Here is a 14,480-nt window from a genome sequence, read left to right on the forward strand (position 1 = left end):
TTATTTTTTTAGGAATTCTTCCGGATCGAATTGACTGAAATAAGGGAACGGTTTTCCGGAATCGTCCAAGCAGACGTAAGTTACCCTACAATCTATGATCTCTCTTATTTCCTTTTTTTTCTGACTCTTTGCGATCGCTGCGCTTCGGATGGTGATGGAACTTTTTCCCACTTTTTCTATTTTAGAAAAAATTTGAATGATCTCGCCTAATAGACCGGGGCTTTTAAAGATTACGTTGTCCATCGTTACAGTCACAAGATTAGAATATCCTATTTTTTCGATAACGAACATCGCGCAACCTTCGTCGATCCAAGCTAACATCTGACCGCCGAAAAGAAAGCCGTGCTGGTTTAAGTCCCTTGACATGACTATATGTTGAGTGCTTAATTCCATTCCTTGGATTTTTTCATCTAAAAAGACTTCTACGCTCATTTTGGCCTCTCTAATCTTTTGGTGAAGTGGAAGAAGGACATTCTTTTCTAAGGATACAAGTCTCGCAGAATGTCTTATGCGCCTTACAATATTTTCTTCCTAAAAATATAAAATACAAGGACAGATCCATCCAGTATTCCGGTTGCACATTTTGCATTAGGTCCTTCTCCACTTTTACCGGGTCGGTTTGTTTGGTAAGACCTAACTTTTTAGAAACTCTTTTTACATGAGTGTCCACCACGAATCCTTCCGAAATATGGTGTATCTCATTTAATACTACGTTTGCCGTTTTTCTTCCTATACCGGGAAGTTTGATCAGTTCCTTAATACTCTTTGGCAATTTGCCGCCGTATTCATGTAGAAGAAGATTCGCAAAACCGGAAACAGACTTTGCCTTATTTCGATAAAACCCTGTAGGATAAATGATCTTTTCTATCTTCTTTAAAGGAGCAGAAGCGAGAGATTCCAATGTAGGAAACTCTGCGAAAAGAATAGGGCTAACCTGGTTTACTCTTTCGTCAGTACACTGAGCGGAAAGGATTACCGAGATCGCAAATTCGTAGTCTTTGGAATATTGGAGAGGAGAATTTACGTCCCCGAATTCCTTCCTAAGCAGGAAGTAAATCCGGGATACATATACCTGAGTCGGGGAAAAAGAAGGACTAGATTGCCTTTTTTTGGATTCCGACGTACTTTTTCGGGGCAAGTGCTTTTAGTGATTCGCCGTTATCTTTGATCGCAGCTTTGATCCCTTTCTTTTTTAGGGTTCTTAAAGCGCGAGTAGAGATACGAACGGTTACCCAACGATTCTCATCTTCTAAGAAGATACGTTTTTTGATCAGGTTGATTTTCCAGGTTCTACGGGTTTTAAGGTGAGAGTGGGAAACATTGTTTCCGGATATCGTACCTTTCCCTGTCACAACACATTTTCTGGCCATACTGCGACCATAGTTTTCTATAAGTTGCTTATGTCAAGGAAACCAAAAAGATTTGGGAAAAATCCTAGAATTTCTCTCATTTTTGGAAGTTATTCCAAATCCAAGGGAACCTTCTTCTTTAATGTTTCCAAAACATCTTCAGGAGTATCGCAGTAAGTGATCAATTCCAGATCTTCCGCTTCAATCAGTCCGTAATCTATCATACTTTCTAGATGAAATATCTCCCGCCAGAACTTGGTTCCGTAAAGGATCACAGGGATTTTCCGGTTATTCCTTCCTGTCTGGATGAGAGTCAAAGTCTCGAATAACTCATCCACTGTCCCGAACCCACCAGGAAACGCCACCACTCCCATGGACAATCTGAGAAACCAAAGTTTTCTCATAAAGAAATAATGGAATTCAACGCTGATTTCCGGATCCACATAAGGGTTCACGAATTGTTCAAAAGGAAGTCTGATATTCAGACCTAGACTTGGTCCGTCCTCGTCTTTTGCTCCTCGGTTAGCGGCCTCCATAATACCAGGTCCACCTCCGGTACAAACAGCCATTCGCCTGGTATCTTTTGAAATCTCCTTTCCCCAAGCGGTGATGAGTCGTGCTGTTTTTCTAGCATCCTCATAGTAAACGGACATCTCTTTTTGTTTTAGGAATAATTTCTTTTCCGATTCGGAGAGGTCTCTGGTCTCTTTCTCCCTACATTCTTCCGGACTTAAGATCCGGGCCGATCCAAAAATACAGATCGTATCTTTGATCTTACCTTCCCTGAATAAGGACTGAGGATAATCTATTTCTGCAAGTACCCTTAGATGGAACGCATCTATGGATTTTAAAAACTCTTCATGTTCTAAGGACGTTCTTCCCATATTTCTTTTCCTTTTTTTTAGGGGAAGTTAGGCTTGCCTTTCCCAACTCTGTCTATTAACCTATCTCTAAGAATGATCGGACTAAAAAGTTTAAAAGAAAAAATTTTTTCCCGCTTCCGGTCTTCCCTCTTCCACCTTTCCATTAAATGGGAAGCGGGAAGGATCAGACTCCAAAAAAGACTAGATCCTTACGTAACAAGCGAGTCTCATTCCAGGTATTTTCGCAATTTAAACGGAAAAGAAGCTGCCACGACCGAAGACTGGACAACAAATCTTCCTCCCTTCTCCTTTACCGAAACAGAAACGGAAGAAATTTTTCCAAACGCAAAACGGAAAGTCCATCGGGTCAGAAAACATAAGGTTTCTATTTGGTCTTTGCTATTTTTTCTTCCTTGGAAATCCAAGATCCAAGTCTCCGAGCCTAGTTTCCGAGCATTTCAACCCGGAGAAAATTTATTCCAAGAGGAAACAAAGAAGAAGATCCGCAAAAAAGAAAACTTCCACCTCCGAAATAAACCGTATTTCTGGGAAGTATGGTTTCCGCAAATAAGCACTCTTACACTTTCTCCATTCGTGATATGGGAGACCTCCGTTCCTTCCGATCTGTTCCAAGATTGTTTGCCTGAATCAGTGCTACCTGTGGGAGAACCTGGAAAATGGAAAGTGCGTATCCAATCCATGAGAGTTCTATCTCATCAATTAGGGAATTTATACGAAGACAGTTACCCTAGCCCGAACAGAGTGTATAGGACAGAAGTCTGGGTCTATGGACACACAAAAGAAATAGAAATAGATCCGGAAAGACCTATGCTATTTCCACTCGGAGTTTGGATCTCACCGGACATCTTACAGGAAGAAGATCCAAGACTTAGACAAGGATTACCTTTCAGGACAGGCGCCACATATTGGAAGATCGAAGGAGAAATCTTAAAAATAGGGATCAGGGATCTGGAATGGAGCTGGAAACCTGCCGGAGAAAATTCCCGTTTCGAAAGTATATTAGAAAGTCCTCATATATTCCTGGGAAAATCCTATTTTACATTGGAGTCCGGATCTTTTGTAAGGGATAGACAGATCGCTTATTTATTCAAAAGAGCGATCAGTTCCGATCCTAAATTACTCCAGCGCGCAAGGCCCAAACGAAATCTTTCTTCCGTTTCGCCGAATCCGAGCCGGATATAACCTTCCGTTTCAAAATCAGCGGAAGGTAAAACGAATATTCCCGCTTTTTCATACAATAGATCCGCAAAGACGCGTGACTGCAAGCCCTCTTGCAATTTCGCAAACCCAACCACTCCGCCTCTTGGTTCTTTGAAATTTTGGATTCCTGGGAGTTTGCCTACTGCCTCTGCATGGGCGAAGCTTCGGATATTCGCTTTCAAATTTTCCCTAATCTTAGCCTGCAAACTTTTACGATTCTGCAGAAGTTTCAAAGTCAAAAACTCAGAGATAGGAGAAACTGTATGGGTCAGATAATCCTTCATGGACCTAGCTCTTGAGATCCAATCTTTAGGACCGATGAGCCAACCAATCCTAAGTCCCATCACACCGAAACATTTTGTGACAGAACCCGTAGAGATTGAATTTTCAGATATACCGAAACCGCTCCAACCCAGATCCTTTTCTTCCGAAAGAAATCTATAATGTTCGTCGAATAAGATCCAATTCGAAAAATTTCCGACGAGCTTTTGTAATTCTTTTTTATCATCTTCTTCTGCAATGATTCCGGTCGGATTATGAGGGTGATTGAATACGACAAGTTTAGGAGAATTTTGAAAAAGTTTGTTCAGATTCTCTTTTCCGAATCCTAACTCATTACTTTCGAGTCTAGGAAGAAGGTCCACTTTTTGCAGATTCGCCCCGAGAGATCTTGGTACTTCATACAATGCCTGGAATGCAGGCCAAAATAAAGAGACGATATCCTTTTTTTCTAAAAGTAAATGAAATGCAATGAAGAGAGCTTCTCCGGTCCCGGTAGTCACAAGAACCTGATCCGGAGAAACGTTTGTATAAAGTTTTGAAATTTCTTCTCTTAGATCTTTTCTGCCTGAATTAGGAGAGTCTGCTAAGGAAAGTGTTCCCAATTCTCTCAGATCTAAATTTAGATATTCTGCAAGTTCTCCCAGATCCAGGTTTCGGATCCCGCTCTCTCCCAGATTACAAGGAGCTTCCGTCCTAAATTTTTCAAGACGATCTTCTATGAAAAATTCTCTTAAATCCACTCCCTGAGCATGGTTTACTCATTCAGGAAAGAAGCAACGCAAAAGCTCCGAAGAAAGAAAGTAAAAATAGACCGAGTAATATCCAACCTAGTCCGTTTAAGAAAAATCTCAGGTCCTTGAGAGCAAATAGGATCTGTTCCGGGTCCTTCTCTTCCAAGACCAAGGATTTACGGAAAGAAAGAGAGGCTCCATAACCCAAAATCCCCAGGATAAAAAACAAAACCGCGGACACAGCTTGGATTACAATCTTTCCCGGAGCGTCCTTTAAAAAGGCTCCGAATGTTAAAATTCCGGAAAGTAAAAATAGAAGAAAGGAAATGTTCCTCAATACCGCTCTGAGTGAGTCCAGTTCCCTATGTTGTTCTCGGGAAATTTCATTAGATTCCATACTAATAGAATCGGCGAAAAAACGTCTTGAACCTGGAAGAACTAGATTTTTTATTCCAAGTATAGGGTGAACTAGAGAAATATATGAGCACAGAATCCCACATTGAATCCTGGACCAAGTCCCCGTTTTCCCCCCAGGTGCAAAAAGAAGCAAAAGCCATCCTGGACAGATACAAAAAGGGAGAAACTAGCGGCTTAGAAATAGAGGCGTTCACCGTTCCCCTAGAGTTTGGGACCGGAGGAATGAGGGGAAGGATCGGTAACGGGATCGGTAGAATGAATGAATTCACCGTAGGAAAAGCTGCCCTAGGTTTTTCTAGATACCTCGTCCAAAAATCCAAAAAGCCGATCCTTGTGATCGCTTACGATTCCAGAAGAAGATCCAGAGAATTTGCGGAAGTCACCGCAGGAGTTGCCGCATCTTTCGGGATCAAGGTGATCCTTTTCTCCGAAGTGGCTCCTACACCTTTACTTTCCTATGCAGTCCGTTATTATAAAGCAACCGGCGGTGTGGTTCTCACTGCTTCTCATAATCCACCCGAATATAATGGGTTCAAGGCTTATCTTTCCAAAGGAGAGCAGCTTGCTCCTCCTGACGATAAAAAGATCATTTCCTTGATCGACAAGGTACAGGATTGGAATGAGATCCCTTTTCTTTCTTCCAAAGACCCAAAATACAAAAAGTTAGTCCAAAAAGCGGGAGAGGATTGTTTTTCTTCTTATTTAAAAGCTCTTAAAAAATCAGGGATCGTATCCTCAAAGGTCAGTCCTAAAGAAAGATCCCAAACCAAATTAGTATATTCTCCTCTCCATGGGACCGGAGGAAAATATATGAAGAAGTTACTACAAGAATTCGGATACAAAAACGTAACTCTGGTTCCGGAACAAAAAGATCCAGATGGAGAATTTCCTACAGTCAAATTCCCGAATCCGGAAGAACCGGAAGCTTTAGAATTGAGCAGGAAACTTTCCGAAAAGATCGGAGCCGACGCATTTATAGCGACAGACCCGGACGCGGATAGACTTGGGATCGGAGTAAAAAATCCGAAAGGTGGTTACTCACTTCTAAACGGAAACCAGATCGGTTCTATTTTAGCTGCGTACTTAGCGGAGAAGGTAGGCTCCAAACCTAAAAAGGGTAAAAAACCGGTTCTTGTAAAAACCGTAGTCACTACGGATCTGCAAGCTGAGATCGCAAAGAAGAACAAGATCGCACTCAAAAATGTTCTAACGGGTTTTAAGTTTATCGCGGAAGTGATGGGAAAACTGGATAAAAGTAAAACCCAGTACTTCCTATTCGGGGGAGAAGAATCCTACGGTTATCTACCTGTGGATTTCGTAAGAGACAAAGATAGTCTATCTTCTGCACTTCTACTCATGGAAGTTCTGTCCGAAAAAAAAGATCTACTTTCCTATATGGACGAGATTTATTTGAAGTACGGACTTTATCAAGAAAGTCTAAAGTCTTTGACCTTAGAAGGACTTGCAGGCAAAAAGAAGATCCAGGATTCTCTCCAATCTCTCAGGGACAATGACCTGATCGGAAGGTCCATTGGCAAAAGAAAGGTCACCGGCTTTTTAGATTTCAAGAATAAGATCGCAAAAGGAAGCGCATCTAAATCCGCTTTTTCGGGACTTCCCTCTTCCGATGTGATCCAATTAGAATTAGAAGGTCAGGCTAAGCTGACTATCCGTCCCTCCGGGACTGAGCCTAAGATCAAAATTTATTCTTCTTTCAAGAGTAGGACTTCTCCTAAGACCAAAGCTGAGATCCCAAAATTCACAGAAAGTTTATTAGAAGAATTGAAAGAAACAGAGTCCTTATTTTTACAATTGGCTGGTTTATCATGAACGAAACTGCATCCGAATTCCAAAAGACAAAAGAACTTACAGACAAGTATCTTCTAGACTTATTCAATCGTTACCCTGTTGCATTCCGGTACGGAGCAAACGAATTATTATTCGACCAAGACAACAAACAGTACATCGACTTTTTAGCAGGTGTGGCTGTTACAAATCTGGGACATAGCGATCCGGATATCATAGAGGCGATCCGCAACCAAATAGACAAACTAATGCACACTTCTAATTGGTTCTATTCGGAAGAGGCGTCCCGTTTAGCGGAACTTCTTATCCTGAATACTTTTCCTGGAAAAGTATTCCTATGTAATTCCGGAACGGAGGCAACCGAAGCCGCTTTCAAACTAGCAAGAGCTTACGCGGAGCAGAAACAGATACACGATCCAGTCATCATTTCTCTCCATAAAAGTTTCCATGGAAGATCCGTCTCTGGGATCAGCTTAACCGGACAGAAAAAAATGCATACCGGTTTTGGAAAGTTATTAGAAGGAATCGAATTCGTTAGCCCGAACAACGAAGAAGAGTTAGTGGATGCATTCGAAAGATTTGCCGGAAGAGTGGTAGCATTCATAGCTGAACCTATCTTGGGAGAAAGTGGGATCATTCCACTCTCCCACGGATATATGAATCTAGTCCGGGAATTAACCTTAGAAAACGAAGCCCTTTTGATCTTAGATGAAATCCAAACAGGTTTCGGAAGAACAGGAACTATGTTTGCCTTCGAAACATTCGGTTTTTCTCCGGATGTGATGACTCTAGCAAAGGGACTAGGATCTGGATTTCCTATGGGCGCATTGATCGTTGCGGAAAAATACCAAAATGTTCTATCAAAGGGTACTCATGGAAGCACATTCGGCGGAAATCATCTCGCTGCGGCAATCGCATACGAAACCATTAGGATAATCCAAACAAGAGACGTTCTTGCAAACGTAAACTCTTGTTCAGAGATCGCGTTCAGCCGTTTGAACCAGATGAAACAAAAGAATAAGGTCATCAAAGAGATCAGAGGCAAAGGCTTACATATAGGAGTGGAATTAACCGTTCCCTCCAGACCGATCGCGGAACTCTGTTTGGAAAAAGGACTGATCGTAAATGCAACAGGAGATACCGTCATTCGTATCATGCCTCCGCTTACGATCTCGACACAATATTTGAACGAAGGACTGGATATTCTTGAATCCGTCTTAGAAGCACAGAAATAAAAAGGAAAACAACATCTCTATGAAAAAAGTAGCCGTATTAGCAGGGGACGGAATCGGCCCCGAGGTCATGAAGGTGGCGCTCTCCGTTCTTAAAAAAGCGTTAGGCTCCAAAACTTCCGACTTCCAATTTACGGAGGCCTTAGTAGGAGGAGCGGCTATCGATAAAACCGGTAGTCCTCTTCCACCCGAAACATTAAAACTTTGCGAAGCATCGGATGCGATCTTATTCGGTTCCGTGGGAGGACCTAAATGGGAATCTCTTCCTCCGGAAAAACAACCGGAAAGAGGGGCTCTTCTTCCTTTGCGTAAACACTTCGATCTATTCGCCAACCTTAGACCGGCGATCATTTATCCCGAGCTTAGAAATGCTTCTCCCATCAAACCTGAAATTATCGGAGAAGGTTTGGATATCCTGATCCTAAGAGAATTAACCTCAGGGATCTATTTCGGTCAGCCAAAAGGTAGAGAAGGAAGCGGAGCAGAAGAATTTGCATTCGACACAATGAGATATTCTCGCAGAGAGATCGAAAGAGCAGCAAGAGTTGCATTCGAAGCCGCGAGAAAAAGAAACAATAAGGTCACTAGTATTGATAAGGCAAACGTATTAACCACTTCCGTTTTTTGGAAAGAAGTGGTGATCGATCTGCACAAAAGAGAATTTTCTGACGTCCAATTATCTCATCTTTACGTGGACAATGCGGCAATGCAGCTGATCGTAAATCCGAAACAATTCGACGTAATCCTTTGCGAGAATATGTTCGGAGACATTCTTTCGGACGAGGCTTCCATCATCACAGGTTCCATTGGGATGCTTCCTTCCGCTTCCCTTTCCGAATCCGGTTTCGGTCTATACGAACCTTCCGGTGGTTCTGCTCCGGATATCGCAGGCAAAGGGATCGCAAATCCGATCGCTCAGATTTTGAGTGCCGCCCTACTCTTACGTTATTCTTTCTCTATGGAAGAAGAAGCGCAAAAGATAGAAACTGCGGTCCGTAAAGTGATTTCCGCAGGAAAACGTACCAAAGATATCGCCGAGAAAGGCGCCGAAATTTTGGGAACGGAAGAAATCGGAATAGAAATTGAGAAGGTTTTATAAAGCCTGGAATTGAATTCCATGCCAGGAAATTTCATATTTTTACGTATATAAATACTAAATGAATGAAACTTTCTGGAAATTTCTTGAATTAACAGGGACGGTGACTGGATGAAAGGCGGAGTAGCTCCATCAGGAAGACCTTATCAGGTAATCATTGCGGAAAATTCTAAATTCCAAGCCAAACAATTGGCTCAGATCCTGGAATCCGAAGGTTACGAAGTGGTCGGCTTTGCGGAAACTGGAAAAGAACTCCTGAATATGTACAAGGAAAACCGAAAGGTGGACTTGATCACATTAGACCTTCACCTCCCTGTGATAGACGGTTTTGCTGCATTTTACGAAATGAAAGATATGGGAGTTCTTCCCAGAGTGATCGTGATCAGCGACGAAAACACTCCGGCAGTCATCAAGGCTTTAACCGAAGACGGCATCATGGACTATCTAGTAAAACCGATCAAAAGAGAAAAAGTCCTAGAAAAAGCAAACGCAACCGTCCGAAAAGCGATCAAAGTTTGATTCTGATCTTGTAAATTTTAGGGTTCTATTCCAACCAAATACAATTCAGATTCCTACCAGTATCTCCCCTTCTATGACTAAAAAATTTAGAATTGGGAGACATGGTGCAAACCCCGGCAGTTTCCAAAAAAGGTTGGATCCCCAGACCTTTGATTCTATGAAGTAAGAAAGTTTTTTGTTCTAAAAGAAACTTTCCAGGTTCTTCCAAAGCTTTCAGAGAACTCGGAACTTCTTTACGAAAAAGAGAAGCCACATCTTCTCCGACTTCGTAGTGTTTGCCGGTAGCATACGGTCCAAGATAAAAGTGAACTAGTTCCGGATCGACTCCATATCTTTTCTGCACATGGCCTAAGGTTTTTTCCGTAATACCTGCAAGAGTTCCTTTCCAGCCGGAATGGATCACACCCACAAGAGCAGGCCTACCTGTCCAAAAGAAAATAGGCATACAATCTGCGGTTTTTACGACTAGGATCTTTTTAGGTTCAGTGGTAAAAAGTGCATCCCCTACAGGAATGTCAGGACCAGGAGATCCGTTTGCTTCCAGGATGGTAGTTCCGTGTTCCTGATTCATAAAAAATACTTCGGCGCCCGCGACTCCTGAAGCCTGGGCCACCCTTTCTCTGATAAAATTAGGATCGTTTGGATCTCCGGAAGCTTCTTTGTTTCCCAGGATCAAAAGCCTAAGGCTTCTTTTATCTTCTAGAAAAAATCTATGATCGATCATACTTGACTTGGGGAAGTCCTGGTCTTGTATAGAAAAGAGAGGAAATATTTCGAGCCGGAAACGGAATCAAAATACAATCCCGGAAAAAAAATCCCATGTCCCAAACCCCTAAAGTAAAAATCTGCGGAATACGAAAAGTAGACGATCTTAAAATCTGCGTGGAAGAAGCAGCCGATCTGATCGGGATCAATTTTGTATCTTCCAGCCCAAGATTGGTTTCTCCTAAAGAAGCTGAGATCCTAGTCACCTATTTATATACTTCCGTTCCTTCGTTTTTACGCCCGAAAATCGTATTCCTTTTTTATAAATCTTCAACCCAATATATAGAAGCAATTTTAAAAAATTTGCACCACGACTATGTCCAATACGTTAGCGACGACCCATTGGCTCCGGGCGAAACTTCCCCGCTATTCCAAACCAAGGATTCCAGAATTATTTCCTATCGTGTTCGCGGAAATGTGAATGATAACTCTCTCCGTTTCCTAAATTCAGATTTATTGATATTAGATAGTTATAATTCGGAAGCAGGTGGAGGCACAGGAGAAAGTTTTCCTTGGGAACAGGTTTCGGAAGTCAGAAGGCCTTATCTACTCGCAGGTGGACTAACTCCGGAGAACGTCGCGAAGGCACTTTCGCAAACCAAAGCATACGGAGTGGATGTGGCTAGCGGCGTGGAATCTTCTCCCGGAATTAAGGACCAAAAACTCATTCGGAATTTTATCAGAAATGCAAAACAATTCTCTTACAACGGAAACTAATTCTCCGGATCTGACGGAAGCCCTGGATACTCCGATGATGAGGCAGTATCTGGAGATCAAGGCAAAGTTCCCTGATTCTATCCTATTCTTCCGAATGGGAGATTTTTATGAGATGTTTTTGGAAGATGCAAAAATTGCCTCAGCGATCCTAGATATTGCGCTTACAAAAAGACAAAACTCAGTTCCGATGTGCGGTATACCGTTCCATAGTAAGGACGGATATATTTCCAGGTTGCTTTCTGCAGGCAAGAAGATAGCGGTCTGCGAACAATCCAGACCCGAAGACGGAAATACAAAACTGATGACCAGAGACGTAGTGAGAATCATCACTCCTGGAACAGTTATAGAAGAACATTTGCTTTCAGGATTCCAAAATAATTATCTATGCGTGTTGGTCCCGAAAGCCGCTTTGATCTTTGTGGGAATGGCAGATGTTTCCACAGGGGAAGTCCTACATTTTGCAGTTCCAATTTCCAGGACACAAGTTTTGGAATCAGAATTCGTAAAATTTAAACCGAGTGAAATTTGTGTATTTTCTCAAGACCTGGAAAGGATCAGGACTTGGCCCAATTTCGGAGAAAGAGAGCTGACCGTTTTGGACGCATCTAAAGTCGGATCGGAGAATTCAAACGATCCGTTCCAGACGGTTACTAAAACATTAGAATATTATATTAGAGAAAATTACAGGGATGGGACTCTTACATTAAGAGAACCGCGTATTCTGCAAACAGGTTCCTATTTGGAGATGGATAGAGAGACCATCCTAAACCTGGAGTTGATTGAAAACGAAAAAGAAGACAAAGGCCATACTCTATTTTCCGTTCTAAATTTTTGCAGCACTGCCAAGGGAAAAAGAGTTTTAAAACAGAGGATCTTATTTCCGGAAACGGACCCGGCTATTCTGAAATCCAGATGGGAAAAACAGGATATCATCAAAAAAGTCCCTTTTGCCCATTTGACCCAAGCTCTGAAGGATCTTGGAGATTTGGAAAGAATTCTAGCAAGATTCAGAGGAAACAAGGCCTATCCTAGGGATTTTAAAACAATTCTTTCTTCTATCCAAACATTGGATTCTCTTATCGGCTTACTTTCTCCTCTTGGTTATCCGATCTCCAAACCGGACAAATTGGACGACCTAAAAGTCCATATCGAAGATAGGATCCATACGGAAGAACTTCCGGTTATATTAGGGAATGGTAAATTTCTGAAAGACGGATTCGATAAAAACCTGGATCGGGCCAGAGAAGCAGGCTCCAAAGGTGCGGACTGGATCTTAGAATTAGAAACGGAAGAAAAGAAAAAAACCGGACTTTCCACTCTAAAGATCAAGTACAATAAGATTGTTGGATATTTTATAGAGATTTCCCGCGCACAAGCAGAGCAGGCTCCTAAAGAATATCTCAAAAAACAAACTCTGGTTACATCCGAAAGATTTACCACTGCCAGATTGGAAGAGATAGAAAGAACAATTTTAGAAGCAGATGAGATCATCCAAAAAGTGGAGAAGGTTGAATTCGAAAAAATGGTACAAACCGTTTTGGAATATTCTTCCGAACTTCTTCTCGTTTCGGAAGAATTTGGAGATCTAGATTTCCAAATCGCTCTCTTAAAAGCCGAGGAAAAATTCGGCTGGATACGCCCTGAACTGAGCGAAGATTCCACTCTGGAAATGAAATCTTCCAGACATCCTGTGGTGGAGGCTAGTCTTCCAGTAGGTGCAAAATTCACTCCAAACGATGTGGGCTTAGATGGAAAAGAAAACTCGATCGCGATCCTAACTGGTCCTAATATGGCAGGTAAATCCACATTCATGAGGCAGATCGCGATCAATCAGATCTTATTCCAGATCGGTGGAAGTGTGGCTGCCGAGGCCGCAAAACTTCCTATCTTAGACAAATTATTCACTCGAATCGGTGCGGGAGATAACCTGAATGCAGGAGAATCCACGTTCTATGTAGAAATGAAAGAGACTGCAAATATTCTTAGGAACTGCACTTCTCAATCTTTATTACTTTTTGATGAAGTAGGAAGAGGAACATCCACCTACGACGGGATGAGCATTGCCTGGGCTATCTTAGAATCTCTTTCCGAGATGCACCCAAGACCTAAAACCGTTTTTGCCACCCATTATCACGAACTTACTGAACTTTCTAGGCTTCCTGGAGTTTGGAACCTTCATATGGAGACAGTGGAGAAGGACGACAAAGTAATTTTTTTAAGAAAAGTAAAACCAGGTAAGGCTAAAAAATCCTTCGGTATCTATGTGGCCCAACTTGCAGGTGTTCCTGATTCAGTCGTAAAACGTGCCGCAGAAATTCTCACGGATATGGAATCCAGGAAAAAGGAAATCCGTATCCAAACTAGGGAACCTTCCCTATTCCAAGACATGAGCGCACCTAATGGTGATACTCAGTTCTGGCAGGATTTTAAAAAGGAAATCACAGATCTTCCGATCGACTCTATGACTCCGATAGAAGCTTTAAAACTTTTGGATGATTGGAAGAAAAGAGTGAGCTCGAGGGGATAAACAAGGGGCGGCTCCTCGTTTTTTCTCACGCAGAGGCAAAGAGCTGTGAAGACAATAAATGTGGGACGTCCTTGATCGTGGGCTATTCCGTAAACAAATACAAAAGAACATCCATAGAAGCAAAGTCTATCCAGTTGGAAATATTGGTCTTAAGACCTTCCTTTGCATGAAATCCGATCCCGATCCCCGATGCTTCCAACATCAGTTGGTCGTTTGCACCGTCGCCGACAGCTACTACATTTTCCTTACTCATTTGAAAGCGGGACTGTAGCTCCAAAAGAGAATCTCTTTTGATAATTTTATCCACTACGGTTCCGGATACTGTCCCTAAAAGTTTATCCCCTTCTCTGTCCAAATAATTCGCACGGACCTCGTCGATGGAATATTCTTGTTTAAATCTTTCTAATATATCGATAAATCCGCCGCTGAATACAGCCGTTTTTGCGTTCTTCTTCCTTAAACCTTGGAACAATTCGGGGACACCGTGATTCGCGTGTAATTTAAAATACAATTCGTCGAATATGGACACAGGAAGACCTTTTAGATAAGAGCATCTTTTTCGGAGAGCTTCGTGAAAGTTCAAATTTCCTTCCATAGCTTCCTTAGTAACATGTGCTACTTCTTCATAGACTCCTGCGTATCTTGCTAATTCGTCTATGACTTCCTCTTTAATCAGGGTGGAATCCATGTCGAAGCAGAATAGGGCTCCGTTGCTTAAAAAGGAAAAGATTTGGATCAGATCGATCTTACGGAATCTTTGTAATTCCTGCCTGAGATAAAGTAATTCTTCTCTTTGGAATACACGATCCGTCTTCCATACATCGCATACGTATTCTTTGGAAACTTCAGTCCTTCTTTCTATAAAGACTGGTTGTTTGAATCGGTCGGAAAGTGCCTCGGATAATCTTTGGGGGTCCGAATCGTTTTTTGGACTGAAAAATAAGATCACTTAAGA

General features: G+C 42.0%; 15 protein-coding genes. 7 read left to right on the forward strand and 8 right to left on the reverse strand.

Annotated elements, in window-relative coordinates:
- The 4 genes from LEP1GSC185_RS09190 to LEP1GSC185_RS09205 form a co-directional block, all read right to left on the reverse strand.
- Positions 1-432, reverse strand: a complete 432-nt coding sequence (locus tag LEP1GSC185_RS09190) for an acyl-CoA thioesterase (protein ID WP_008591302.1) — start codon at positions 430-432, stop codon at positions 1-3.
- A 10-nt stretch (positions 433-442) separates the two neighbouring features.
- Positions 443-1,138: an endonuclease III domain-containing protein gene (locus LEP1GSC185_RS09195; RefSeq protein WP_008591719.1), complete on the reverse strand. Its 696-nt coding sequence runs from the start codon at positions 1,136-1,138 to the stop codon at positions 443-445.
- Positions 1,095-1,370, reverse strand: coding sequence for a 50S ribosomal protein L28 (gene rpmB, locus LEP1GSC185_RS09200; RefSeq protein ID WP_008590546.1), 276 nt, complete (start codon positions 1,368-1,370; stop codon positions 1,095-1,097). The genes LEP1GSC185_RS09195 and rpmB overlap by 44 nt, the downstream gene beginning before the upstream one ends.
- A gap of 89 nt (positions 1,371-1,459) precedes the next feature.
- Positions 1,460-2,233, reverse strand: a complete 774-nt coding sequence (locus tag LEP1GSC185_RS09205) for an LOG family protein (protein ID WP_008590446.1) — start codon at positions 2,231-2,233, stop codon at positions 1,460-1,462.
- A 33-nt stretch (positions 2,234-2,266) separates the two neighbouring features.
- On the opposite strand from LEP1GSC185_RS09205, the gene LEP1GSC185_RS09210 reads away from it, so the two are divergent.
- Positions 2,267-3,415 (forward strand): hypothetical protein, encoded by a 1,149-nt coding sequence (locus LEP1GSC185_RS09210; protein WP_024864002.1) that lies wholly within the window; start codon positions 2,267-2,269, stop codon positions 3,413-3,415.
- On the opposite strand, the gene LEP1GSC185_RS09215 is transcribed toward LEP1GSC185_RS09210, so the two are convergent.
- Entirely contained in the window at positions 3,313-4,455 is a 1,143-nt protein-coding gene (locus LEP1GSC185_RS09215) for an aminotransferase class I/II-fold pyridoxal phosphate-dependent enzyme (RefSeq protein ID WP_008591773.1), read from the reverse strand. The genes LEP1GSC185_RS09210 and LEP1GSC185_RS09215 overlap by 103 nt on opposite strands.
- Before the next feature lie 22 nt (positions 4,456-4,477).
- Complete coding sequence (locus LEP1GSC185_RS09220; RefSeq protein ID WP_008590716.1) at positions 4,478-4,843, reverse strand: hypothetical protein; 366 nt, start codon at positions 4,841-4,843, stop codon at positions 4,478-4,480.
- Between the two features lie 83 nt (positions 4,844-4,926).
- Between LEP1GSC185_RS09220 and LEP1GSC185_RS09225 the strand changes: the two genes are divergently transcribed.
- The 4 genes from LEP1GSC185_RS09225 (at position 4,927) to LEP1GSC185_RS09240 (ending at position 9,516) form a co-directional block, all read left to right on the forward strand.
- Positions 4,927-6,693 carry a phospho-sugar mutase gene (locus tag LEP1GSC185_RS09225; RefSeq protein ID WP_008589661.1) on the forward strand — a complete coding sequence of 589 codons (1,767 nt, stop codon included), beginning with the start codon at positions 4,927-4,929 and terminating at the stop codon, positions 6,691-6,693.
- A complete protein-coding gene (locus tag LEP1GSC185_RS09230; RefSeq protein ID WP_008589826.1) occupies positions 6,690-7,904 on the forward strand; it encodes an aspartate aminotransferase family protein in 1,215 nt (404 codons plus the stop codon). Before LEP1GSC185_RS09225 ends, LEP1GSC185_RS09230 begins: the two co-directional genes overlap by 4 nt.
- A 19-nt stretch (positions 7,905-7,923) precedes the next feature.
- Positions 7,924-9,000 carry a 3-isopropylmalate dehydrogenase gene (gene leuB, locus LEP1GSC185_RS09235; RefSeq protein ID WP_008590680.1) on the forward strand — a complete coding sequence of 359 codons (1,077 nt, stop codon included), beginning with the start codon at positions 7,924-7,926 and terminating at the stop codon, positions 8,998-9,000.
- Positions 9,001-9,108: 108 nt separating this feature from the next.
- Positions 9,109-9,516: a response regulator gene (locus LEP1GSC185_RS09240; protein WP_008590287.1), complete on the forward strand. Its 408-nt coding sequence runs from the start codon at positions 9,109-9,111 to the stop codon at positions 9,514-9,516.
- Between the two features lie 25 nt (positions 9,517-9,541).
- On the opposite strand, the gene LEP1GSC185_RS09245 is transcribed toward LEP1GSC185_RS09240, so the two are convergent.
- Positions 9,542-10,240, reverse strand: coding sequence for a purine nucleoside phosphorylase YfiH/LACC1 family protein (locus LEP1GSC185_RS09245; RefSeq protein WP_008591013.1), 699 nt, complete (start codon positions 10,238-10,240; stop codon positions 9,542-9,544).
- Between the two features lie 95 nt (positions 10,241-10,335).
- Between LEP1GSC185_RS09245 and LEP1GSC185_RS09250 the strand changes: the two genes are divergently transcribed.
- Both LEP1GSC185_RS09250 and mutS read left to right on the forward strand, forming a co-directional pair.
- Positions 10,336-10,998, forward strand: coding sequence for a phosphoribosylanthranilate isomerase (locus LEP1GSC185_RS09250; protein WP_008591674.1), 663 nt, complete (start codon positions 10,336-10,338; stop codon positions 10,996-10,998).
- Positions 10,967-13,525 (forward strand): DNA mismatch repair protein MutS, encoded by a 2,559-nt coding sequence (gene mutS / locus LEP1GSC185_RS09255; protein ID WP_008591172.1) that lies wholly within the window; start codon positions 10,967-10,969, stop codon positions 13,523-13,525. The genes LEP1GSC185_RS09250 and mutS overlap by 32 nt, the downstream gene beginning before the upstream one ends.
- Before the next feature lie 82 nt (positions 13,526-13,607).
- Here mutS and serB read toward each other — a convergent pair whose 3' ends face one another.
- Positions 13,608-14,474, reverse strand: a complete 867-nt coding sequence (gene serB, locus LEP1GSC185_RS09260) for a phosphoserine phosphatase SerB (protein ID WP_008591487.1) — start codon at positions 14,472-14,474, stop codon at positions 13,608-13,610.
- Positions 14,475-14,480 lie beyond the last annotated feature (6 nt).

Origin of the sequence: Leptospira licerasiae serovar Varillal str. VAR 010, assembly GCF_000244755.1 — a bacterium.
GTDB lineage: Bacteria > Spirochaetota > Leptospiria > Leptospirales > Leptospiraceae > Leptospira_B > Leptospira_B licerasiae.